20 protein-coding genes are annotated in these 22,031 nt (G+C 71.3%); 13 read left to right on the top strand and 7 right to left on the bottom strand.

Features of this window, described 5'->3' with window-relative positions:
* Positions 1–7 precede the first annotated feature (7 nt).
* Positions 8–763 (top strand): glutathione S-transferase, encoded by a 756-nt coding sequence (locus WME89_RS02025; RefSeq protein WP_438007601.1) that lies wholly within the window; start codon positions 8–10, stop codon positions 761–763.
* A 48-nt stretch (positions 764–811) separates the two neighbouring features.
* Here WME89_RS02025 and WME89_RS02020 read toward each other — a convergent pair whose 3' ends face one another.
* The gene (locus WME89_RS02020; RefSeq protein ID WP_438007600.1) at positions 812–1,627 is read right to left on the bottom strand and encodes a DJ-1/PfpI family protein; all 816 of its coding nucleotides are present in this window, start codon (positions 1,625–1,627) and stop codon (positions 812–814) included.
* Between the two features lie 309 nt (positions 1,628–1,936).
* Between WME89_RS02020 and WME89_RS02015 the strand changes: the two genes are divergently transcribed.
* On the top strand, positions 1,937–3,202 hold the full coding sequence (locus tag WME89_RS02015) for a PAS domain S-box protein (protein WP_438007599.1): 1,266 nt from the start codon (positions 1,937–1,939) through the stop codon (positions 3,200–3,202).
* 6 nt (positions 3,203–3,208) lie between these two features.
* Here the strand turns inward: WME89_RS02015 and WME89_RS02010 are convergent, their stop codons facing one another.
* Positions 3,209–3,883 carry a TetR/AcrR family transcriptional regulator gene (locus WME89_RS02010; RefSeq protein WP_438007598.1) on the bottom strand — a complete coding sequence of 225 codons (675 nt, stop codon included), beginning with the start codon at positions 3,881–3,883 and terminating at the stop codon, positions 3,209–3,211.
* 127 nt (positions 3,884–4,010) lie between these two features.
* On the opposite strand from WME89_RS02010, the gene WME89_RS02005 reads away from it, so the two are divergent.
* Both WME89_RS02005 and WME89_RS02000 read left to right on the top strand, forming a co-directional pair.
* The gene (locus tag WME89_RS02005; protein ID WP_437654426.1) at positions 4,011–4,619 is read left to right on the top strand and encodes a VOC family protein; all 609 of its coding nucleotides are present in this window, start codon (positions 4,011–4,013) and stop codon (positions 4,617–4,619) included.
* 217 nt (positions 4,620–4,836) lie between these two features.
* Complete coding sequence (locus WME89_RS02000; protein WP_438007597.1) at positions 4,837–5,262, top strand: organic hydroperoxide resistance protein; 426 nt, start codon at positions 4,837–4,839, stop codon at positions 5,260–5,262.
* A 66-nt stretch (positions 5,263–5,328) separates the two neighbouring features.
* On the opposite strand, the gene WME89_RS01995 is transcribed toward WME89_RS02000, so the two are convergent.
* Together WME89_RS01995 and WME89_RS01990 are read right to left on the bottom strand one after the other, a co-directional pair.
* Positions 5,329–7,233 carry an ABC transporter ATP-binding protein gene (locus WME89_RS01995; protein WP_438007596.1) on the bottom strand — a complete coding sequence of 635 codons (1,905 nt, stop codon included), beginning with the start codon at positions 7,231–7,233 and terminating at the stop codon, positions 5,329–5,331.
* Entirely contained in the window at positions 7,230–9,173 is a 1,944-nt protein-coding gene (locus WME89_RS01990) for an ABC transporter ATP-binding protein (protein WP_438007595.1), read from the bottom strand. Before WME89_RS01990 ends, WME89_RS01995 begins: the two co-directional genes overlap by 4 nt.
* A 567-nt stretch (positions 9,174–9,740) precedes the next feature.
* Here WME89_RS01990 and WME89_RS01985 point away from each other — a divergent pair.
* From WME89_RS01985 to WME89_RS01965, 5 genes are read left to right on the top strand one after another with little or no spacing between them, the layout of a single operon-like run.
* Positions 9,741–10,355, top strand: a complete 615-nt coding sequence (locus WME89_RS01985) for a response regulator (protein ID WP_438007594.1) — start codon at positions 9,741–9,743, stop codon at positions 10,353–10,355.
* A 46-nt stretch (positions 10,356–10,401) separates the two neighbouring features.
* Positions 10,402–11,133, top strand: coding sequence for a sensor histidine kinase (locus WME89_RS01980; protein WP_438007593.1), 732 nt, complete (start codon positions 10,402–10,404; stop codon positions 11,131–11,133).
* Positions 11,130–12,029 carry a hypothetical protein gene (locus tag WME89_RS01975; RefSeq protein ID WP_438007592.1) on the top strand — a complete coding sequence of 300 codons (900 nt, stop codon included), beginning with the start codon at positions 11,130–11,132 and terminating at the stop codon, positions 12,027–12,029. Before WME89_RS01980 ends, WME89_RS01975 begins: the two co-directional genes overlap by 4 nt.
* The gene (locus WME89_RS01970; RefSeq protein WP_438007591.1) at positions 12,026–13,561 is read left to right on the top strand and encodes a sensor histidine kinase; all 1,536 of its coding nucleotides are present in this window, start codon (positions 12,026–12,028) and stop codon (positions 13,559–13,561) included. The genes WME89_RS01975 and WME89_RS01970 overlap by 4 nt, the downstream gene beginning before the upstream one ends.
* Positions 13,562–13,575: 14 nt before the next feature.
* Positions 13,576–14,325 (top strand): response regulator, encoded by a 750-nt coding sequence (locus WME89_RS01965; RefSeq protein WP_438007590.1) that lies wholly within the window; start codon positions 13,576–13,578, stop codon positions 14,323–14,325.
* Between the two features lie 16 nt (positions 14,326–14,341).
* On the opposite strand, the gene WME89_RS01960 is transcribed toward WME89_RS01965, so the two are convergent.
* The gene (locus WME89_RS01960) at positions 14,342–15,880 is read right to left on the bottom strand and encodes a hypothetical protein (RefSeq protein WP_438007589.1); all 1,539 of its coding nucleotides are present in this window, start codon (positions 15,878–15,880) and stop codon (positions 14,342–14,344) included.
* Positions 15,881–16,549: 669 nt separating this feature from the next.
* Here WME89_RS01960 and WME89_RS01955 point away from each other — a divergent pair.
* Positions 16,550–17,461, top strand: coding sequence for a LysR family transcriptional regulator (locus tag WME89_RS01955; protein WP_438007588.1), 912 nt, complete (start codon positions 16,550–16,552; stop codon positions 17,459–17,461).
* Between the two features lie 114 nt (positions 17,462–17,575).
* On the opposite strand, the gene ilvE is transcribed toward WME89_RS01955, so the two are convergent.
* Positions 17,576–18,469, bottom strand: a complete 894-nt coding sequence (ilvE, locus tag WME89_RS01950) for a branched-chain-amino-acid transaminase (protein ID WP_438007587.1) — start codon at positions 18,467–18,469, stop codon at positions 17,576–17,578.
* Positions 18,470–18,474: 5 nt separating this feature from the next.
* Positions 18,475–19,188: an IclR family transcriptional regulator gene (locus tag WME89_RS01945; protein ID WP_438007586.1), complete on the bottom strand. Its 714-nt coding sequence runs from the start codon at positions 19,186–19,188 to the stop codon at positions 18,475–18,477.
* 235 nt (positions 19,189–19,423) lie between these two features.
* Here WME89_RS01945 and WME89_RS01940 point away from each other — a divergent pair, with 235 nt between their 5' ends.
* The 3 genes from WME89_RS01940 (at position 19,424) to WME89_RS01930 (ending at position 21,859) form a co-directional block, all read left to right on the top strand.
* A complete protein-coding gene (locus WME89_RS01940; protein ID WP_438007585.1) occupies positions 19,424–20,125 on the top strand; it encodes an alpha/beta hydrolase in 702 nt (233 codons plus the stop codon).
* A gap of 167 nt (positions 20,126–20,292) precedes the next feature.
* On the top strand, positions 20,293–21,027 hold the full coding sequence (locus tag WME89_RS01935) for a TauD/TfdA dioxygenase family protein (RefSeq protein ID WP_438007584.1): 735 nt from the start codon (positions 20,293–20,295) through the stop codon (positions 21,025–21,027).
* Between the two features lie 22 nt (positions 21,028–21,049).
* Positions 21,050–21,859, top strand: a complete 810-nt coding sequence (locus WME89_RS01930; RefSeq protein ID WP_438007583.1) for a class I SAM-dependent methyltransferase — start codon at positions 21,050–21,052, stop codon at positions 21,857–21,859.
* Positions 21,860–22,031: the final 172 nt, after the last annotated feature.

The raw sequence follows: 22,031 nt of genomic DNA, 5'->3' as shown, positions 1-22,031 counted from the left end.
CGCCACCATGAACGAGCTGCTGGGTCTCGTATTCTCGCCCTGGACCGAGAAGGCGCGCTGGGCGCTCGACGTCCGGCGCGTCCCGTACACGTTCCGGCACTACCAGCCGCTGATCGGCGAGCCGGCGCTCCGGGCGAAGCTCCGCCGGCTCACGGGCCGCGTGAGCGTGCCGGTGCTGACCACCGACGAGGGGCGCGTGCTCGACGGCTCGACCGACATCGCGCGCTGGGCGGACGGGCGCGGCGCCGGTCCGACGCTGTTCCCGGCCGAGCACGAGGCCGAGATCGCGCGCTTCATCGAGCTGTCGGAGCGCGCCCTCACCGCCGGGCGCGCCCGCGCGCTGTCTCGCATGCTGGCCGACGACGAGGCGCTCGCCGAGATGGCGCCCGGGCCAGTCCGCCGCGCGCTCGGTCCCCTCGCCTCCCGGCTCGGGGCGCTGGGTGTCCGCCGCACCCTCCGCAAGTACGACGGCCACACGGCGGACGGCGAGGCGCACCGGCAGACGCAGGTGGCCGTGCTGGACGAGCTGCGCGCGACGCTCGCGCGGAAGACGCTGGCCGGAACGGGGGCGAAGACGCTCCTGGACAGCTTCACGTTCGCCGATATCACGATGAGCCAGGTGCTCGTGAACCTGGCGCCGCCCGCCGAGCTGGAGCTCGGCGCCGCCAGCCGGCGGTGCTTCTCCGAGCCCGAGCTGGGCGAGCGCTACGCCGACCTGATCGCGTGGCGCGACGCGCTTTACCGCGCCTTCCGGACCAGCTGACCGTCCGTGTCCGGCGCGTCGGTCCCGCGCGCGGTCACCAACGCGCGATCACCAGCGCGCCTGGGCCTGCTGGGCTGCCAGCCTGGCCTCGGCGAGCGCCGGCGCGATCTCGCCGCGCGTCTGCTCGACCAGCGCCGCGGGCGCGGACTCCGGCGATCCCGCCTGGAACGGCGGGGCGGGGTCGTATTCCATGATGAGCTGCGCCCTCTGCGCCGCCGCGTCGCCCCGCATCTTGGCGACGACCCGGAGCCCGAAGTCGATGCCTGACGTCACGCCGCCTCCGGTGATACGGTTCTTGTCCTCGACATACCGCGCGTCGACGCGCTCGGCCCCGAGGAGCGGCAGCACCTCGCGAAAGCCCCAGTGCGTCGTCGCGCGGTGTTCGCGGAGCAGCCCTGCCGCGCCGAGCACGAGCGCCCCCGTGCAAACGCTCGTCACGTAGCTCGCCTGCTCCGCCCTCGCCGCGAGGAAATCGAGGACATCGCCGTCCTTCATCACGGCGATCGTGCCCGCCACGCCGCCTGGCACGAAGAGGATCGCGAGCTCTTCAGGGCATGTCTCGAAGCTCGCCGAGGGGACGAGGGTGATGCCCGAGTCCGTCGTGATCGGGTCGAGCGTCTTCCAGACGAGGTGTATCTGCACGTCGTCGAGGAAGCTGAAGGCGGTCTGGGGACCGATGAGGTCGAGCGCGGTGAAGCCAGGGTAGACGAGCATGGCAATGTGCTGCACCGCGGAGCTCTCTCCTCCTGGCGTTGCGGGGGTTTGCCCGGGCGCGCCGTCGTCCTGCGCGCACCCGCCGATCGTCTGGAGGGCGGCGAGCGCGGCGCTCGCGGCGGCGAGATCAAGGATCTGTCGTCGTCTCATGAGCCCTGTCTACTCACTGCAACGCCGCTCGACCATGCGACAGGTTGTCCTGCGTCGCCATGTCGCATCGAGAGCTGCTCGGATGCGCACGCGCCTCCGAGGAGGCTCGTCCCGAGCTGGGTTGCTCCGGCGGGACCTGCTCCCTCGCGCCGCCGACGCCCCCGAGCTGACGACGCGCAGAATGCGCCACAGGGTGGGCCAGGTGGGTATACCAGCGCACGATCGCGACGTGTGTCCGCTCCACCGGGCTACAGGGTCGACTCTGGCGCTCGAATTTCAGCGCAGGGTCTGATACCGGTGGAATTTACCATGAACCAAGCGTGGCAGACGGACGAGCTCGGGCGGTTCTTCGAGCTGTCCGTCGATCTGGTGGGCACGGCCGGTTTTGACGGGTATTTCAAGCGGATTGGCCAGGCGTGGGAGCGGACGCTCGGGTTCTCGCGCGAGGAGATCCTGGCGATCCCCTTCATCGACCTGGTGCATCCCGAGGATCGAGAGCGCACGCTGGCCGAGTCGGCGCGGTCGTTCGCCGGGACCGGGAGCGTGACGTTCACGAACCGCTACCGGTGCCGCGACGGGTCGTATCGATGGATCGAGTGGAACTCCGCGCTTCATCGCGAGGCGGAGCTCGTCTATTTCGTCGCGCGCGACATCACGGATCGCAAGCGCGCGGAGGAGTCGCTGGTCGCGGCCGAGTCCCGGTTCCGGGCGGCGATCGAGGGCAGCCTGGACGCCTTCTTCGTGCTCCGGTGCGCGTTCGACGAGGCCGGGGAGATCGAGGATTTCGTGTTCACCGAGGCCAACCAGAACGCCATCGACGGGCTGAGGAGGCCTCGCGAGCAGATCATCGGCCGGCGGTTCACCGAGGTCGTGCCCTCCGCGCGCGCCCTCGGACGGCTGGAGACGTACGCGCGCGCCTACCGGACCGGCGAGCGGATCCTCGAGGAGCGGGAGAGCCAGAGTCCGGGGTACGAGGGGCGATGGCTCCAGAACCAGATCATCCCTCTCGTCGACGGGGTCGCGATCGCGGTCAGGGACATCACGCCCGCCAAGCGGCTGGAGGCCGAGCTCAGGGAGGCGCTCCAGCGCCGGGAGGTCTACGCCGGGGAGCTCGAGCAGAAGCACCGGCTGCTCGCGGAGGAGAACGCCGAGCGCCAGCGCGCCCAGGCGGTGATGCGGGAGCAGCGGGAGACGATGCTGGCCATGTCCACACCCATCATCCAGGCGTGGGAGGGGATCCTCGTGCTGCCGATCATCGGGACGGTGGAGACCGCGCGGGCGGCGCACCTCATGGAGCGGCTGCTCGCCGAGATCGTGCGGACGGGCGCGCGCTTCGCCGTCCTCGACCTGACCGGCGTCAGCGCGGTCGACGGCGCGACGGTCGCCCACCTCCTCGCCCTGGTGCGCGCGGCGAGCCTCCTCGGCAGCAGCTGCCTCGTGTCGGGGGTCTCGCCCGCGATCGCGCGGACGATGACGGAGCTCGGCGGGGCCGAGGGCGCGTTCAGGACCTTCGGTCTGCTCCAGAACGCCTTGAAGTATGCGCTCTCCCGCTGTGGCGCGGGGGACGCGCGGTGAGGCCGTTCACGCGCGATTGCGCGCCCGTTTGCCTGGTGCGGGGGAGGGCGCGGGGGCGAGCCATCGATCGAGCTCGCCCGCGACGTGGTGGAAGTCGAACGCTCCGGCGTCGACGCCGAGCTGGGTCATCGCGCCGATGATGAAGGACGTGATCGCGAGGGCGGCGGCGCGCGGGTCCAGGTCGGAGCGCAGCTGTCCGGCGCGAGCGCCTTGCCGCACGAGGTGCTCGACAGCGAGGTTCCACTCCTTGTGGGCGGCGCGGAACGCGGCCCGCGCCGCCGGGTCGCGCTGCGCGCGCAGGGAGAGCTCTTGCAGGACGGTCGCCAGGTGCGGATTGTCCTGGAAGCTGCGCCATGCGCTCTCGAGGTGCGCTCTCACGGGCGCGAGCGCGTCCGCCTGGCCAGCGGGGCTCGGGCCTGCGGGCCGGCGCTGCGCCTCGCCGAACTTGCCCGTCACGTGCGCGACGATGGCGGCGAGGAGCGCGTCCTTCGTCCCGAAGTAGTAATGCAGCGTCGAGATGTTGACGCCGGCGCGCGCCGCGATGTCGCGCGTCCGCAGCCCCTCGAGGCCCTTCTCGGCGATCAGCGTGTACGCCGCCTCGAGCAGATCGCGCCGCCGCGCTGCACCGAGCTCCGTGGACGAGGCCTTGCCGGCCGCGGCGGCGCGTCTGATCTTCGCCAAGCCCGCGCAAAGCTACAGGTTTCCTCCGCCCCCAGCAAGCGCCCGCGGCGCGCCGCCTTGACCGCTCGCCCGCCGTCGCGTACGTTCAATCAACTGATTGATTGACATTCGTTGCATGGAGGAACGCATGATGTCCCCGGAGCTCACTGCCGTGCCGCTCTCCGCGCGGGTCCAGCGCAAGGCGATCGGCGTGGGAATGCGCCTGTTCTTCGCCTGGTCGCACCTCGCGTACCGCCTGCTTCCGCCGTGGGGCGGCAAGCTGCGCGCGGTCGATCACCTCACCGTGCCGTGCTCGGATCTGCGGGTGGCCGAGCGGTTCTATGTCGGGCTGCTCGGCGCGCGTCTGATGATGCGTGTCGACGTCCCGTTCTTGACGCGCATGGGGCGCCCTGCCGACGAGATCGCGCGGGGCGTTCATCTGTCGGTCGTGTTCGCCGGGGGTCCGCGACTCGACCTCTTCGAGTCGTCGATCGGGCAGCCGCCGCGCGCGGCGTCTCATCCCCATTGCGCGCTCTGGGTGGCGCCGGGCAAGCTGCTTGCCTGGAAGAAGCGCCTGAGCGACGCGGGCGTGCCGACGTACGGTCCCACGCAGCTCGGCCCGCCGGGCCAGGCGTCGCTCTACTTCAACGATCCGTTCGGCAACCGTCTTGAGCTTGTCACGTTCGGGTTCACCGGCGAGATCCCGGTCGGGCCGCCCGACCTCTCCGCGCTGGACTACACCTGGACGGGCGCCTGAGCTAGCGCGCGCGGCTCGTGGACGCTCGCCGGCGGCGTGCGTGCGGTCAGCGCTGCGTGCCGGCGGCGTGCGCGCGGTCAGCGCCACCTCCTCGATGTCCGGCGCCCGCTCGTACCTCGTTGCGCACGATCGGGTTGGTGGTTATGGGTGCGTGTCCTGGCGGCTGCCTGGTCGGGCCCAGCCCGGCGGGGTTTTTCGCCACGAAAGGAGCGTTTCGATGCCTGTCGACGTGAAGTACACGACTCAAGCCACTGCTCATGGCGGCCGCGACGGCCGCGCCACCACTGCGGACGGTGCCCTTGACGTCAAGCTCTCGACGCCGAAGGAGCTTGGCGGTGCGGGCGGTGAGGGGAACAACCCGGAGCAGCTGTTCGCGGCGGGTTATGCGGCGTGCTTCCTGGGGGCTTTGAAGTTCGTGGCCGGGCAGGAGAAGGCCCGGATCCCGGCCGACGCCACGGTGACGGCGACGGTCGGCATCGGTCCTCGGTCCGAGGGCGGATTCGGCATCGATGTGGCCCTGCGCATCGCTTTGCCGGGTCTGGAGCGGGCGCAGGCGGAGCAGCTCGTCGAGAAGGCGCACCAGGTTTGCCCTTATTCGAACGCCACCCGCAACAACGTCCCGGTCCGCCTCGAGGTCGCCTGAGCCCCTGACCCGAGCCCCCGCCCTCATCCAACGCCCCCAACCACCGTAGGCCCCCGGCGAGTGAGCTCACTCGCCGGGGGCCGGGCCAGCCGCCAGCTCGCGATGGAGCGCCGCGAACGCCCCCCCTCGCGCGAGCAGCTCCGCGTGCGTCCCCTGCTCGGCCACCCGACCGTGATCGAGCACGATCACGCGATCCGCATTCCGGATGGTGCTCAGCCGGTGCGCCACGACGAAGCTCGTGCGCCCTCGCAAGAGCCGCCCCAGCGCCGCCTGCAGCCGCGCCTCGGTGAGCGCGTCCACCGAGCTCGTCGCCTCGTCGAGCAGCACGATGCGCGGCTGGGCGACCATCGCGCGCAGGAAACACACGATCTGCCGCTGGCCCAGGGACAACCCCGTCCCCCGCTCGCCCACCTCGGTGCTCAGGCCGTCCGGGAGCGCGTCGAGCACGTCGAGCACATCCAGGCTCCGCGCCGCGCCGCGGATCTCCGCGTCCGTCGCGGCCGGGTTGCCCAGGCGCACGTTGTCGAGCACCGTCCCGCTGAAGAGGAAGTTGCTCTGCAGCACCAGCCCGAGCTGCGCGCGCAGCGACTCGGACGAGGTCTTCGCGAGATCGTGCCCGTCGATGGTGATGGCCCCCGCCGTGGGCCGGTAGAGCTTCGCGAGCAGGTTCAAGATCGACGTCTTGCCGCTGCCCGTGTGCCCGACGAGCGCGATCATCTCGCCAGGCTCGGCGACGAGGTCGATCCCGTGGAGCACCGGCTTGCCCGGCTCGTAGGCGAAGTGCACCCCCTGGAAGGCGACCCGGCCGCGCACGGGGGGCAGCGCCGGAAAGGCGCTCTCATCGGGCCAGTCAGGCTCCCTGTCGAGCACGCGAAAGAGCCGCTCGGCGCCCGCCATGGCCGTGAGGGCCTGGTTGTACTGATTGCCGAGGACCGGGATCGGGTTGAAGAGGAGGTTCGCCAGGAAGAAGAACTCCACCAGCACCCGCAGCTCGATCGCGCCGCTCAGGGCCTGATAGCCGCCGACGACGACGAGGACGGCCAGGAAGAGCTGCCCGTTGAACTCGAGGAGCGGCAGGAAGACCGCCGAGTGGCGCGCCGCATCCATGTTGTAGCGGGAATGGTCGAAGATCAGCGCGCGGAAGAGCCCTCCGTTGATGTCCTGCCGCACGAACCCCTGCGTCACCCGGACCCCGGTGACCGACTCGGCGAGCGTGGCCGTGACGCGGCTGAAGCTCTCCTGCGCGCGCTGGTGCGCGGCGCCGAGGCGCCGGTGGAAATAGACGATGATCCCCCAGAAGACGGGGACCATCGCGACGACCACGAGGAAGAGGGGGAAATGCGAGTAGGCCATCAGCCCCATGGCGACAGCCATCGTGCCGAGCTGCACGGTGCTCACGAACACGACGTCCTGCACGGCGACCCGGATCGCGTCGATATCGGAGGTCATCCGGCCGATGAGCCGCCCCACCTTGGTCTTCACGAAGAAGCTCATCGGCATGGCGAGCAGGTGCCGCTCCAGCCGATCGCGCAGGTCGAACACGACCGCCTCCCCGAGCTCGAGGGCGAGGCGCGCGCGGAAGTGGAAGACGATCTCGGTGACCAGGGCGAACAGCGCGAAGCCGAGGACGGAGAGCAGCGTGGCGCGCACATCGCGGCGGGCCACCGGGCCGCTGATGATCGAGCCGACCCCCCAGGCCAGGAGCGGGAGCTGGATCGACCGCACGACGACCAGCATGAAGAGCAGGTTGCGCTTCCTGGCGTACGGCCGGGTGAAGCCGAGCAGGCGCCGCGCGAGCCCGAGGTCGAGCCTCCGGTGCTCGCCGTCGCGCTCGTCGTCGTCGAGCGAGGCGCGCGCGAGGCCGAGCCTCACGTCGATGACGGCCGGCGCCCCGGCGGCGGGGCGCGCCTGCTCCGGGGCCTCCGCGCGGTGGCGCGACGCGTCGCCGGGCGTCGTTGACGCGCGGCTCACGCCGGGTCCCCCGCCGGCGTCGGCGCCGCGGCGCGCGCGCCCGCGCGGCTCGCCGGGGCGGCGTCCGCGCGCGCCGCGCCCACGTGGGCGTCGTGCAGCGCCAGCGCGCTCGCGTAGTGACCGCGCCGCCCGAGGAGCTCCTCGTGGGTCCCCCGCTCGGCGACGCGGCCCCGGTCGAGCACGATCACCTGGTGCGCCCGGCGGAGCAGGTGGGGCCGGTGCGTGGCCATGAGCGTCGTTCGCCCCCGGGTGGCGCTGAGGATGGCGTCGAGGATCTCGCGCTCGGTGCTCGCGTCGACCGCGGCGGTGGGGTCGTCGAGCAGGAGCAGCGGCGGGTCGAGCAGCACGGCGCGCGCGATGGCGAGCCGCTGCCGCTGGCCGCCGGAGAGGTTGGCCGCCGACTCGCCGAGCTCGGTGTCGTAGCCCTCGGGCAGGTCCCGGATGAACTCGTGGGCGCGGGCGATGACCGCGGCGCGCTCGATCTGCTCCCGCGTCGCGTGCGGCGCGCCGAACGCGATGTTGGCCGCCACCGTGTTGCTGAAGAGGAAATTGTCCTGGAAGACGACCCCCATCCGCCGGCGGAGGAGGTCGAGGTCGTGGCGCCGGAGGTCGGTGCCGTCGAGGAGGACGCGCCCGGAGGTCGGGTCGTAGAAGCGCGGGATCAGGCTGAGCAGGGTGCTCTTGCCCGCGCCTGTCGGCCCGACGACGGCGACGAACTGCCCGGGCGCGATGTCGAGGTCGATGTCGTGCAGGACGGGCTTCGACGCGTCGTAGCCGAACGTGACGCGCTCGAAGACGAGGCGCCCCTCCACCTGGGCGATGCGCGCGGGCGCCTCGGGGCTCGTGATCTCGACGGGCGTGTCGAGCACCTCGAAGACCCGCCGCGCCCCGATGAAGCTCTGCTGCGCCGTGTTGACGATCGTCGCCATGCTCGCGATCTGCCCGGAGAACTGCTGCAGGATGCCGGCGAACACGACGAGCTGCCCGAGCGTCATCCGGTCGCGCGCGACGAGCAGCCCGCCCATGCCGAGGAGGATGACGAGGTTGATCTGGCCGAGCAGGTCGATGGTCGGGCTGAGCACGCTGACCTTCCGGAACGTGTCCTGCTGCTGCTCGCGGACCTCGCGGTTGCGCTCGTCGAAGCGGCGGTGGGCCTCGCGCTCCCGCCCGAGCCCCTTGATGACCTGGATCCCCTGCAGCCCCTCCGCGAAGCTCAGCACCATGCGGTCGACGAGCTCCCGGTTGCGCAGGTAGGCGGGCCGCACCCACCGCGCGAAGAGCGTGCTCGTGATCCAGAGCAGCGGCGTCGGGGCGAGGCACGCGAGCGTCAGCAGGACGTGCGCGCGCAGCATGTACGCGACGTACACGCCGAGGGACAGGACCATGATGACGCTCTGCAGCAGCACGCCGTCCACGAACGAGCGCACGAGCTGCACGTCGCTGGTGACGCGGTTGATGAGCGAGCCGCTCTTGTTGGCGTCGAAGAACCGGAAGCTCAGCCGCTGGAGCTTGTCGTACACCCGCGCCCGGAGATCCGGGACGATCTCCATGTGGACGAGGTGGCCCACCGAGAGCGCGTAGCCGTAGTTGAGCACCGCGCGGGCGGCCGCCATGGCGAGGATGGCGGCGCCGATCGAGAGGACCGCGAGCATGGGCGCCCGCTCGACGTCGACCAGCCGGCCGAGGCCGAGCGGCAGCGCGGGCGCGGCGACCGACCGGTCGAGGCGGTGGCGGAGGATGTCGATCGCGAGCCCGGTCAGGCCGAGCCCCGCGAGCCCGAGCGAGAGCAGGACGATCTGGTAGCCGAGGACGCGGAAGACCCGCCCCCGGTACACCCAGGTCAGCCCGAGGAGCCGCAGGAGGAGCGAGCGCCCGGCGCGGGAGCGCCGTGTTCGAAGCTCGGACTGGGTGCCGAGGTCACGACGTGAGCAAAACAACATTCTGGAGCGATTCGCCGGACGGCCAGGGCGCCCGGGGCCCGTAAGCTACCGGTTCGCACGGCGTTGGCCAGCAGCTGGGACACACGGCTCGGGCACCGAGGCGGGAGAGATGTGGTGCCCGGGGCCGCGCGCGAAATCGGGTCGGGCTGCGCGGGAGGCTCGTGCCCAGCGGAGCGAGCCTCGCGCGCGGCGCGCGCCGCGCGGTTCTTGCGGCTGGGCTTCCAGGAGAAGGATGCCGTTTGTTCTCGACGAACAACGCCGTCCCCGCGCGAATGTCAATTGAGCAAGCCGAACGGAACTCCATCTCTTCGCTCTGGAGCATTGAAAGCCCTGTTACGCCCGTTGACTCACGCAAACATGGTCATGTAGATCTCGTCACTGGCTGGCGCGGCCCGAGGGGGGAGGCGCCGCAACAACACAGCAGGGATCACCCAAGCGCGCTCGTGCGCACGCGAATCAGCGGGACGAGACTCGAGCACGCGATGGCGGCAGGAGGCAGCAGCGATGTCAGTGTCCTTAAGAGCTCATCGCACACTCTCACAGGTTCAGAGCGGCGCCGAGACCTCCATGCTGCGTCGAAGGCATCGAGTGCTCGTCGTCGACGACGACGATCGAGCGCTGCGCAGCATCTGCGCGGTCCTGTCTGCGGAGGTCCACGTCGTGACCTGCACATCGGCAGAGCAGGCCTTGAGGTTGCTCGAGGTGGAGCAGTTCCACCTCGTTTGCTCCGACTTCCTGATGCCTGGTATGAAGGGCGACGAGCTGCTCCGGAGGGTGTCGAGCATGCCGCTGTACACGAGCGGTCTTCTGATCACCGGGGCCGATGAGTACCTTCGTTCCAGGGATGGCAGCCACAACTATGTCATCCTGAAGCCGTTCGATCCTGAGCGGCTCATCGGGCTCGTGCTCCAGCTGGCCCGCCTCGCCGATATGAAGCGCTCGGTCCACACGATGGCGGGCTCTCTCGGGACGACGAGCCCCACGGCGCCGACCTGCGGGGGCGAGACGGTGTCCTGCGAGGCCGCAGACACCTGCGCCTCACCCGAGTCCTCACAGTCCGTCCCCTCTTCGAGGCTCATCGCCTGCTCGACGGCCGCACCGGCGTCAGGCCTCCAGCACGGGCCGGAGTCGACGAGAGCCGAGCGCCTCGCGCTCTGCGCCTCGGAGCGGCATCGCAGATGAGCTGGCGAGCAACGCAGCTGGCGAGAACGGAGGGTCGAGGAGGGGCATGATCAGCCGGGATCCCTTGGGCGCAGCAGAGCAGGCCGCGGTGACGGACGAGATCTTGTCCGTGCTGCGTCACGATCTGCGCAATCGCTTCGCCATCGTCCGCAATGCGTCGTTCTATATCCGGCGGAAGGTCGCGCGAGAGGCCTCTTGCAAGAAGGATCCGAAGATCGAGGAGTTCTTCGCGATCATCGACGACGAGGTGGTCGAGGCGAGCGCGCAGCTGGATGAGCCCGTCGACGCTGAGCGGCTCTTCGATCGGCGGACGGTGCGGGTGAGCGCCGCCGAGTGCGCGCGGCGCGCAGCGGCGTGCGCGCGTATAGGCGCCACCGGGGCTCGCGTCGAGCTGACGGCGCACGAGGGGGACGTCGACGTGGACCCGATCGAGCTCTCCGTCGCCGTGCGGTGCCTGATAGAGAATGCAGTGGAGTCGATGCCAGGCGGCGGCGTCGCGGTGCTCCGGGGTGCCTCGATCGGCTCACGTTATGTGATCGAGATCACGGACACGGGGGTCGCCCCCCGCGACGTGGACCGCGAGGCGATCATGTGTCCCTTCTACACCACGAAGCCAGGTCACTTCGGCCTTGGGCTGAACATCGCGAAGCGAGTCGCCCGACGTTATAGTGGGAGGCTCGTCGTCGAGCCGCGGGAGCAGGGCACCTCGGCGGTCATCGAGCTGCCGCTCGCCGCCTCGCCGGGCCCCGGCGACGTCGGGCTGGAGCCGGCGCGATGATCGCGGGCGAACGCCTCGCCGGGCGCTCGAGGCCGTCGCGGACGCCGGCGCCCTGGGCCGCGGCGCGGCGCGCGCCCGCGTGCCCGTCGCTGGGCGTCCTCCTGGCCGCGTCGACCGCGGCCGCGCCCGCGGCGTCGGCGCCGCGGCGGGTGGAGGACACGACAGAGCCGGAGCAGCCCGTGATCGAAGAGCTGTTCCTCGGCGAGCTCGCGTTTCCGCAGGAGGCGCTCGAGCTGCAGATCGCGAGCTCGCCGGCATGGCGACGGGACGGACGCCTGGTCCAGTTCAGCGTCCCGCTGCAGCTGGAGCTCGGCATCACCGATCGCCTCCAGATCGGCGGAGAGCTCCCGCTGGAGCTCGTGCGCCACGACAGGGGCGTCGCCGCCGGGCTCGGCGCCGTGCAAGCGGAGGCGCTGTACAACTTCCTCGATGACCGGGCGCTCGGACTGACGTTCTCCGCGGGCATCGAGGCCGGGTTCCCCGCCGGCTCACGCGAGCTCGGCGCGGCCGGGTACGCGCTGGAGCCGTTCGTGAGCTTCCACAAGACGCTCGGATCCGTTCACCTGTGCCTCTCCGCGTCGGCGGAGGTGACGCTGCCGACCGCGCGGAGCGACACAACGGAGATCGGCCCCGGCGTCGCGCTGGCGGCCGTCTTGCCTGTCGGCGACCTCGCGCCGACCGTGGAGCTCGCCGCCGAGCTCGACGACGCCGCGTCGCTGCTCTTCGCGCCCGGGGTGCGCTGGCACCCGGCGCGCGGCCTGGAGCTCGGCGCGGCGCTCAGCCTGGGCCTCGGGGACGACGCGCCCGATCTCGGGCTCTTGCTCCTCGTCACGAAGGAGATCCAGCTCGCGGACGACGACGTCCCGGAGCACGAAAGCAGGAGGCGCTCCCCATGAGCATCCGAGCAAGGCTGGCCTCGATCTTCGCCGTCGCGCTGGCGGCCGTCCTCATCGACGGGGGTGCCCTCTACTTCACCATCGATGAGATGCTGGTCTTTCAGAAGCGGTCCGAGATGTCTTACGAGGACCTGACGCTGCATGTCACCCTCGCCAGCGACACGAGCCAGTACATGAACGAGGCCGTGACGGTCGCGCTCGGCAACAGCCTCGGCCCGGAAGTGGCGAAGGCCGCCGAGCGCGTGACCCATGATCTGGCAGCCATCGAGGCGCTCAAGCGGAGGCTGAACGCCGCCCCGGAGCTCCGCGAGAGCACGGAGGAATCGACGGAGGAGCTGGAGCACATCGGCCTCATGCGCGAGAGCTTCGGTCGGCTCGTCGCGGGCGTGGCGGAGATGAACCGGATCGCGCATGAGCGGGCGAGCGAGCGACACGCGATGCTCGAGTACCTCGCCCAGCAGGAGTACGAAGAGCGGTTTCTCCCGCACATCAGCGCGGCCGTCCACGACGCGGAGCGCGACGTCGCCAGGGTCCTGGACGACGCGCGCCGCCTCCGCTGGCGGGTGGCGGCGCTCGGGGCGGCGGCGACCGGCGGCGCGCTCTTCATCCTCATCGTGCTGCTCGGCAGGCTCCTCCGCTCGATCGATCGCGGCTTCAGCACGCTGGTCGAGGGCTCGCGGCAGATCGCGCAGGGCGACCTCGACCTTCGCCTCCCCGCGCTCGATGGACACGAGTTCGGACGCATGAGCATGGCATTCAACGACATGGCGGCGAGCCTCTACTCCGCCCAGGAGTCCAAGCTGCGCATGGAGAAGCTCGCCGCCGTGGGGCAGCTCGCGGCGAGCGTCGGACACGACCTCAGGAACCCGATCGGCGCTGTCCGGAACGCAAACCACTATCTGAAGAAGCGCCTCTCCGGGACGGCGCTCGGCGCCGAGCCCCGCGTCGCGCAGTTTCTCTCGATCATCGACAGGGAGCTCGCGGCCTGCACCAAGATCATCGGGAACCTCCTCGATTTCGCGCGCGAGCGGCGCCCGTTGTTCTCGGAGTGTGCGGTGAGATCGCTCGTGGAGGACGCCATCTCCGTCGTCGACGCCCCGCCGCACGTGCGTATCCAGAACGAGGTTCCGGACGCGCTGCCTACCGTGGAGCTCGACAAGGACCAGTTCCGGCAGCTGCTCGTGAACCTGATCCAGAACGCGGCCGAGGCGGTCCCGGCCGGGCGCGAGGGGCACGTGCGGGTGGCCGCGAGGTGGACCGACGACAGGCTGGCCCTCTCGGTCGAGGACAACGGGTCAGGCATCTCCGACGAGACGCGTGCGCGGCTCTTCGAGCCGCTGTTCAGCACCAAGCTGAAGGGGACCGGCCTGGGTCTCGCGATCAGCGCGGGGATCGTCCGCCGGCACGGCGGTACGCTCGACGTGACGAGCGAGCTTGGCAGCGGCACGACCTTCGTCATCCAGGTGCCGGTGCACCAATCGCATGTCGTGAAGGCGCGCTCTTCAGCGCCCCCGGGACCTCACGGCGCATGACAGGGGAACCATCCATGGTCGAAGCACAGGCGGCGCAGGAGACGAAGCGGGTGCTCGTGGTCGATGACGAGGAGGGCATGCGCTTGACGCTCGCCGCCAACCTCGAGCTCGAGGGCTACGAGGTGGTCGAGGCGAGGGACGGAGCTCACGCGCTCGAGCTCGCCGCGCAGCAGAGGTTCACGGTGGTCGTCAGCGATGTCCGCATGCCCGGGCTCAACGGCGTCGAGATGTTCCGTGAGCTCAAGAGGCTCCAGCCGGATCTGGCCGTCGTGCTCATGACGGCCTTCGCGCTCGAGAAGCTCCTCGAGGAGGCGATCTCCGAGGGGGTTTACACGGTGATCCACAAACCGTTCTCGATGGACCACCTGGCGCGCATCGTCGCCCGGGCGGTCGACTCGCCGGCGGTCCTCGTGGTGGACGACATCCCGATGGTCGCGGAGTCGATCGTCGCGACGCTCCGGACGGCGGGGGTATCAGCGCACGCGGTTCACGACGGGCGGACTGCGGTCCAGCGCATCGTGGAGCGAGGGGTCGACGTGTGCGTGCTCGATCTCGTGATGCCCGTTCAAGACGGCATCGCGACGTGCGAGCAGATCATGGGGCTGAAGAAGCCTGTCACGGTGATCGCCATGACCGGTCACTCCGTCCCCGAGATGGTCAACGCGATCATGAGCAAGGGCGGATACACGTGCCTGCGCAAGCCGTTCGACGCCCGGGAGCTCATCCACACGATCGCCCGCGCGCGCGGGGACGTCGCGGCGTGAAGCGAGAAGTCCCGCGCTAGTACATCAGGTTGCCCTTGCCGAGCCGGTAGGTGATGTTGGAGCCGAACTGGTCGCGCGCGACCTTGACCCGCGAGATCGCCGCCGCGAGCCGGCGCTGGCGCTGCGACCAGCGCGTCGCCTCGAGGCCCGCCGCGATCTCGGCCTTCGCCAGCCGGAGTCGCTCCTTGGAGACGGGGTGCAGCGGCGTGCCGCCGATGGCGAGGACCTGCAGCGCGTCGTCGAGCTCGACCTCGGCCAGCTCCATCAGGCGCTCCTGGACGTCGGTCCTGCTGTCGTGGAACCGGTCGACCAGCACCAGGGCGGCGTCCAGGCGCTGCCTCGCCAGGTCGACGTTGAACGCGGCGCTCAGGACGCGGAGGAAGCGCCCCATCTTGATGATGTCGGAGTCGGGGAACGCGATCGGGGCGCCGAACCGCGCCTCCAGCTCCAGGCCGGCCGGCGACTCCTTGAAGAAATTCGAGATGTAGTACGCCACCGCGGCCTCGATGTCGGGCCCGAAGGCGCTCGTGTGGAAGAACGGCGGCGTGTCCACGGCCTCGATGAGGGGCGGGGTGTTGAACGTGCCGTCGCCGAACCCGTGCTTGAACCCGAGGCCGATGACGTCGAGGTTCGGCTCGGCCTGGTCCTTGCCGCCGAACCCGCCGTCGAACGCCCCGATGGTGCTGCACGCCGGGGCCTTCCGGGTCCCCGTGTCGAGGTTGCGGTTCAGCCCCGAGTCCAGGTGGTTCGCGCCCGCGTTGGAGTGGCACACGTTACAGCGGCCGCGCGCCGGATCGAGGAACGCCAGCCGCCCCTCGTCCGCCTCGGGGTCGGCGAGGACGACCTGCGTCAGATCGAGCTCGTTCGTCCGGCCGAGGCTCAGCTGGTAGGCCAGCGTGAGATCGAGCTCCTCCTCCGTCGGGAGCCGGAACGCGACCCCGGGCTCGCGGCCGAGATCGGTCGGCATGTGCTGCGTGATCCCGCCGGTGAGGAACTCGCGCAGCGAGCCGGTGCCCGGCGCGCCGTCGCCCGACCAGCCCGTGCGATGGACCTGAACGCCCTCCGTCCCGTTCGCCGGGTCCGGCGTGATGGTCGTCGCCAGCGACAGCGTGTGCTGGACCCCGCGCATCACGTACTTGTTGTCGAGGTCGTCATAACCATCGATGTTCACGCGGATCAGGCCGAGCGTCTTCAGCTCGAACGTCTCGAGCTCCTCCAGCTCGGGCTCCTGCTCGAAGATGAACAGCGGGTCGAGGGGGTTATTGTCGATGAGCGTGTCGATGAACGGGATGTCAATCGTGAAGTTGTTTTCGACAGGATGGCAGGTCCCGCAGGAACGGCCATTGCCCTCGAACGTCTCGCGAAAGAAGATATCAGCGCCTGCGCAAATTTCCCGCGTGACGAGCCCGGCGACCACCCGGGGGTCCTGTTCGCACGCGGTGAGCCGAGCCTGAGCGGTGAGCGCGCTCGACGCGGCGCCGTGGCGCTCGCCCCCGGGCGCGGGAGGCGCGCACGAGGCGAGGAAGGCAACGGCGGCGATCGGAGCGAGGATCAAGGAACTCAATTTCGGACTTGGCATGGCGCTCTCACTCCCTGTTACCGTCGTTCCGTACAGTTGCCGAAACGTGCTGTTCATGGGCCCGGCACATGGCGCCGGGGGAAATGCGGTGGAAACTGGCCCGTCACGGGTCAACACAGCTCGATCCAGGACCGCCGGGGTCAGCCGGAGGCGAGATGGCCACTCAAGGCCATCCAGGCGGCCCTCGAGGCTCGCCGAAGGCTCATGTCCGCTCGCGCGCGGCCCGATCCGGGCACCGTAGCCGATCTGCCGCGACGCGAGCCGCGCGGGGGCTCGCCCTCCGGGGCGATCTCAGGCGGCGTCTACTTAGCGGACCGGACCAGGTAGGGCAACCAACACCTGGGCTTACAGCACGATTCTGACTGCTTCATTTTCTCGACAAAGGCGACCGTGGGGATGACATGCGCCGACCGCCGATGTGCAACCTGGTTGCGGCGGCGACCGCGGGCGATCGCCGCCGAGACCGGCGCGAGCAGGAGCCGGAAGCAAGTCTCCGCGGGTGTGCTCTGAAGATCGAAGCGAGGCATCTGCGCGATGACCGGCGGCATCCTCCGCCTCCCCAGGCGGGGCCGTCCGTGCCGGCTCAGTGAAGAAGCTCTAGGGCGACCGATGGCGCGCTACCAACTCATTAGTAGCATGGGCCCCATGCATCCCGTGCATCTTGCCTCGATCGACCTGAACCTGCTCGTCGTCTTCGACGCCCTGCTCGCGGAGGGGAGCGTCACGCGCGCGGCGGCGCGCGTCGGGCTGAGCCAGTCGGCGATGAGCCACGCGCTCGGGCGCCTGCGCACGTTGATCGACGATCCCGTCCTGGTGCGCACGCCGCGGGGGATGATCCCGACGCCGCGCGCGCAGGAGCTCATCGGCCCCATCCGCGAGGCCCTCACCCAGATCGAGACGACGGTCGCGCGCAGCCCGCGCTTCGAGCCCGCGACGTCGCGCCGCTCGTTCGCCGTCGCCACGGTCGATTACGTGGAGCTCATCCTGCTGCCGCGCCTCGTGCACAAGCTCTTCGCCGACGCGCCGTTCGTCGACCTGATCGCGCGGCCGTACGACAACGAGATGTGGAGCTCGATGGAGACCGGCAAGGTCGACCTGGCGATCGGCCTGCTCCCCGCCGTGCCATCGGGGTTCTACCGGCAAAGGCTGCTCGAGGAGCACTACATGTGCGTCGTGCGGCGGAATCACCCCGTCGTGCGGAGCAAGCTCACGCTCAAGATGTACACGAGCCTGCCGCACGCGCTCATCAGCCCGCGCGGCGAGGGCGGCGGCCGGGTGGACGAGGTCCTGGCCCAACAGGGGCTCTCGCGCCGCGTGGCCCTGCAGATCCCGCACTTCCTGGTGGCGGCGCACATCGTCGCACAGACCGATCTCGTGCTGACCGTACCGGCGCGCATCGCGCGCGTCTTCGCCGGGATGGAGGCGCTGCGCGTCATGAAGCCGCCCGTGGAGCTCGGCGGGTTCTCGCTGGATCAGGTGTGGCACGAGCGGCAGGCGAAGGACCCGGCGCACACCTGGCTGCGGGGGATCTTCGCGGAGATCGCCCGCGAGAGCTGACGTGCCCTCCGGCGGGCCGCCTCCCCGGGCGACGGCCGCCGGACGACGGGCGACTTAATCGGTTAAGTCCCTTTCCGCTCGCCGCCTCGCTGCGCTCTCCTCTCGGCCCCCTGCCTACGCCGGACGACCGCCGGGCGGCGCGATGATCTCGACGCCCTCGCTCTCGGCGAGCCGCCGGTGCAGCGCGGTCAGGCGGCTCGTGACGGGGCCGCACTCGCCCCCGCCGATCGTGCGGCCGTCGAGGCTCCGCATCGCGATCACGCCGGCGCCGGTGCCGGTCAGGAACGCCTCGTCGGCGGCGAAGAAGTCGAGCCGCCCGAGCGAGCGCTCCACGACCGTGAGCCCGAGGCTGCGCGCGATGTCCATCACGGCCGCGCGGTTGATGCCCTCGAGGCACCCGTCGGTGACCGGCGGCGTCGAGAGCACGTCGCCGCGCAGCGCGAACACGTTCGCCACGCTCGCCTCGGCCACGTGGCCTCGCGTGTTGAGCAGCAGCGCGTCGTCGGCGCCGCGCTGCCTGGCCTCGAGCTTCGCGAGCGCCGAGCCCAGGTAGTTCAGGCTCTTGATCCGCATGTCGAGCGCGTCCGCGTCGGGCCGGCGGTGGCTCGACGTGATGAGCTCGAGGCCGCGCCGCCGCTGCTCGTCGCTGAACAGGCGGATGGCCCCCACGATGCAGAAGAGCCCGGGCCGCTCGCACGTCGTGGGGTCGACGCCGAGCGGGCCGACGCCGCGCGTCACGACGAGGCGGACGTAGGCCTCGCGCTCGCCGTGAGCGCGCGCGGTCTCCTCGACGATCCCGCGGAGCTCGTCGAGCGAGCGCGGCAGCGCGATGCCCACCGCCTTCGCGCCCACCGCGAGCCGCGCGAGGTGGCGGTCGACGCGGAAGAGCCGCCCCGCCGCGACGCGCATGCCCTCGAAGACGCCGTCGCCGTAGAGCAGCCCGTGGTCGGTCACGTTCACCGTCGCGTCCGCCACGTCGACGACGCGCCCATCGATCCAGGTCTTCATACAGTTCACCTCCTGCTTTCCCCATGAAGAGCGCGCGCGACGCGCTCGGCGACGTCGCGCGTGTGGTGCACCGCGGCGTCGAGACGCTCGCCGCGCAGGCTCTGGGCGGCCGCGGCGCAGGCGATGCAGCCGTGCAGGCCGCCGCGCGCGAGCACCGGGGCCGCGATGACGGTCAGCCCGTCGATCCACTCCCCCTCGTTGACGTCGTAGCCGCGCTTCGCGGCGCGCTGCGCCGCCCGCTGCGTCGCGGGGGCCACGTCCGGGGCGCCCACGAGCCCCGGCGCGTGCGCGAGGTAGAGCCGGCCGCTCGCCGTGACGTCGACCGGCACCTCGGCCCCGACCGTGGGCGCCGCGCGCAGGAGCCCCGTGCCCTCGGCCTTGTCGAGCACGACGAGCCGCCCGGCGCGCGCGGCGACGAGGAAGAACGTCTCGCCGAAGGCGCGCGCCGCCCGCTCCAGCTCCGGCCGCGCCACGCGCGCGACGGCGTCGAGCCCCTGCGCCCCGAGCCCGAGGCGGATGAGCCCGACGCCGAGCCGGTAGCGCCCCTCGCCGTCCTGCTCGACCAGCGCGTGCGCGGCGAGCGACGCGAGCAGCCGGTGCAGGGTCGCCTTGGGCATGCGCACGCGCTCCGCGAGCTCCGCCAGGGACGCGCTGCCGCCGCCCTCCCGCAGCGCCTCGAGGGCGCGCACCGCCTTGTCGACCGTCCCAGACCGTTCCATTATTCGGAATGCCGTTCCGATAAATGATCTACCCTGGAATCGGGCCGCCGTCCAGCGCGCGCCTGGATCGCGCCGCGGGCGCGCGGTATTTTGCGCGGAGCTCGATGCGGGGGCGGCAGGCGGGGGTGCGGGGGCGGGCCGGCCACCGGCGCGGGCGGAGCGCGGGCTGGTGCCGCTCGAGGGGGTCGGATAGCGTCGGGCCCGCCCGATCGCGGGCTGCAAAGGCGGGGAGCTCATGAGCGCAATCACCTCGGTCGTACTCGTCCATGGCGCCTGGCACCGGCCGTCGTGCTGGTCTCAGGTCGCGTGCCGGCTGCTCGACAGCGGGATCGACGTCCGTGTGCCCGACCTGCCGAGCGCCGGGCCCGCGACGGGCCAGCTCGGGGACCTCGCGGCCGACGTGGCCGCGGTCCGCGCGGCGCTCGCCGAGGTGCCCGGCAAGGCGGTCGTCGTCGCGCACTCGTACGGGGGGCTGCCGGTCACGGAGGTGGCGGCGAGCACGGGCAAGGTCGCGCACCTCGTCTACCTGTGCGCGTTCATGCTCGGCCCGGGGGAGTCGCTGCTCTCCGCGGCCAGCGGCCAGGACCCGCCGTGGTGGATCACCTCCGCCGACGGCAGGACGGTGACGCCCGCCGACCCGCGCGACATCTTCTACAACGACTGCACCGACGAGGTGGCCGCCGCCGCCGAGGCGGCCCTTCTGCCCCAGGCCAGGGCGTCCTTCACGCAGCAGCTGACCGCCGCGGCCTGGAAGGAGCTGCCCTCGACGTACGTGATCTGCGAGCGCGACAACGCCATCCCGGTGTTCGCGCAGGAGGCGATGTCGCAGCGCGCGCGGGAGGTCCGGCGGCTCGACGCGGGCCACTCCCCGTTCCTCTCGCGGCCCGACGACGTCGCCGCGCTCGTGCGCGACGTCTTCGCGAAGGCGTCCGGCTGAGCCGGCGCGCGAGCGGCGCCGCGACGGCAGGACGGCCGGCGACGGCCCGGGTCATCTCATGAAGCGATCATTCTGGAACGATCATTCTAGAATGATCGTTCCAGAATGATCCTTGATCCGGACGGCGACGGACAGGCCCGGTCGCCTGGGGCCTCTCGGTTCAGCGGGTGGTCTCGCCGAGCACATCGAGCATCGCGCCGGTGAGCGCGCCCGCGCCGGCGCCTCTGAACCGGTTCAGCGGGTGCTGTCTCTGCTGTGCGCCCTCCGGCGTCTGCCGTGCGCCCTCCGGCGTCTGCCGTGCGCCCTCCGGCGTCCGCCGTGCGCCCTCCGGCGGTCCGCGCCGTGCGCCCCGGCCAGCTGCGTTGCTGCGCGGCTGCTCCGGGGGCAGCAGCGCCGCGCCGCGCCCTGCCCGGCGGCGCCCGGCGCCCGCAGCTCTCGGCCCCTGGTACGCCCTGTGCCCCGCGTCGGCTGACGCAGCGCGCCCGCGCGCCGGCGCTCGCTGCTGGCCCCGTGCTCGCAGCGGAGCGGCGCCGGCGGCGCGGGCTCGCCCTGCCGAGGCTTGTCTCATCCACCCGGAGGCAATCGATGTCCCTCGTCCTCACCGCAACCGCAGAGCGCCCACCGACCTTCCACGCCGTCGAGGTGCGCCGTCACACGCCCCTCCTCGGCGCCACCGTGACCGGCGTCGACCTCAGCCGCGAGGTCGACGCGGCGACCGCCGCACGACAAGCGAGAGCCTGCTGCGGCTGCTCTTCGGCGTGCTCGCCGATCCGGTGCTGCACGCCCGGTTCAGCTGGAGGCCCGGCTCGCTCGCGATCTGGGACAACCGCCTCGTGCAGCACCGCGCCATCCACGACTACGGCGATCAGCGGCGAGTGCTGTATCGCGCCACGCTGGCCTGAGGCCAGGAGAGGTCCCATCCCCATGTCAGAACGCAAGCTCTTCTACCCCGAACGATTCAAGACCGCCTCGCGGTACTACACCACCGGCCGCCCCGCCTATCCGAAGCTCCTCAGCCGCCGCGTGGCCGAGCTGGTCGGGGTCAACCAGGACGCCAGCGTGCTCGATCTCGGGACCGGCCCGGGCTTCCTCGCGATCGACTTCGCGTCGCACGCCGGGTCGGTGACCGCCGTCGATCCGTCGCCCGAGATGCTCGCGGCGGCCCGGGAGAACGCCGCGCGCGCCGGCGCCTCGATCCGCTTCGTGCAGGGCAGCTCGTACGAGCTCGGGCCGCACCTCGGCCGCTTCAAGCTCGCGACCATCGGCCGCGCCTTCCACTGGATGGACCGCGTCGAGACCCTCCGGTCGCTGGACGCGCTGCTCGAGCGGGGCGGCGCGGTGGCGCTGTTCGGCGAGACGTACCCGGAGGTCCCGGCGAACGCGTGGCACAAGGAGTTCCAGGCCCTCATCGACAAGTACTCGACCGAGGACCCGGCGCGGCCGCAGATCCGCGAGTCCGCGAAGAACGAGGCCGTGCTGCTCGACTCCGCGTTCAGCCACCTCGAGCGCATCTCCGTGCTCGAGCCGCGCGAGACCCCCATCGAGCGCTTCGTCGACCGCGCCCTGTCGTTCGCGGCCACCTGGCACGGCCGGCCGGGGTCGCGCGAGGAGGACCTGGCCGTCGAGGTCCGCAAGGCCATCGCGAAGCACGCCGGCGCGGACGGCACCGTCCGCGAGGTCCTCGAGGGGCACGCGCTCGTCGCCCGCCGCCCGCGCGAGGCGCTGGCCGACTGACCCGCGGCGCTCGGGCCGGGCGGTGCCCCCGCCGCGCGCCGGGAACCGGGTTGTCCCCGGAAAGCCCGGGCCGTAGAGAGGCCTCGATGCTTCCTTCCGGTGCCGCGGGCCGCCTCCTCCGCGCCTGCGCTGCAGCGTGTGAGCTCTGGCGACATGTGAAGCCACACTGGAA

This window comes from Sorangium sp. So ce321 (assembly GCF_051530195.1).
GTDB lineage: Bacteria > Myxococcota_A > Polyangia > Polyangiales > Polyangiaceae > Sorangium.
This window is presented reverse-complemented; position numbering and strand designations above follow the sequence as displayed.

Coding starts and splice junctions, on each gene's coding strand:
- WME89_RS02020 (WP_438007600.1), bottom strand. CDS start 1,627: ATGAGACGACGACAGATCCTTGATCTCGCCGCCGCGAGCGCCGCGCTC.
- WME89_RS01970 (WP_438007591.1), top strand. CDS start 12,026: ATGAGCATCCGAGCAAGGCTGGCCTCGATCTTCGCCGTCGCGCTGGCG.
- ilvE (WP_438007587.1), bottom strand. CDS start 18,469: ATGAAGACCTGGATCGATGGGCGCGTCGTCGACGTGGCGGACGCGACG.
- WME89_RS02015 (WP_438007599.1), top strand. CDS start 1,937: ATGAACCAAGCGTGGCAGACGGACGAGCTCGGGCGGTTCTTCGAGCTG.
- WME89_RS02025 (WP_438007601.1), top strand. CDS start 8: ATGAACGAGCTGCTGGGTCTCGTATTCTCGCCCTGGACCGAGAAGGCG.
- WME89_RS01975 (WP_438007592.1), top strand. CDS start 11,130: ATGATCGCGGGCGAACGCCTCGCCGGGCGCTCGAGGCCGTCGCGGACG.
- WME89_RS01955 (WP_438007588.1), top strand. CDS start 16,550: ATGCATCCCGTGCATCTTGCCTCGATCGACCTGAACCTGCTCGTCGTC.
- WME89_RS01940 (WP_438007585.1), top strand. CDS start 19,424: ATGAGCGCAATCACCTCGGTCGTACTCGTCCATGGCGCCTGGCACCGG.
- WME89_RS01980 (WP_438007593.1), top strand. CDS start 10,402: ATGATCAGCCGGGATCCCTTGGGCGCAGCAGAGCAGGCCGCGGTGACG.
- WME89_RS02000 (WP_438007597.1), top strand. CDS start 4,837: ATGCCTGTCGACGTGAAGTACACGACTCAAGCCACTGCTCATGGCGGC.
- WME89_RS01990 (WP_438007595.1), bottom strand. CDS start 9,173: ATGTTGTTTTGCTCACGTCGTGACCTCGGCACCCAGTCCGAGCTTCGA.
- WME89_RS01965 (WP_438007590.1), top strand. CDS start 13,576: ATGGTCGAAGCACAGGCGGCGCAGGAGACGAAGCGGGTGCTCGTGGTC.
- WME89_RS01985 (WP_438007594.1), top strand. CDS start 9,741: ATGCTGCGTCGAAGGCATCGAGTGCTCGTCGTCGACGACGACGATCGA.
- WME89_RS01945 (WP_438007586.1), bottom strand. CDS start 19,188: ATGGAACGGTCTGGGACGGTCGACAAGGCGGTGCGCGCCCTCGAGGCG.
- WME89_RS01930 (WP_438007583.1), top strand. CDS start 21,050: ATGTCAGAACGCAAGCTCTTCTACCCCGAACGATTCAAGACCGCCTCG.
- WME89_RS02005 (WP_437654426.1), top strand. CDS start 4,011: ATGATGTCCCCGGAGCTCACTGCCGTGCCGCTCTCCGCGCGGGTCCAG.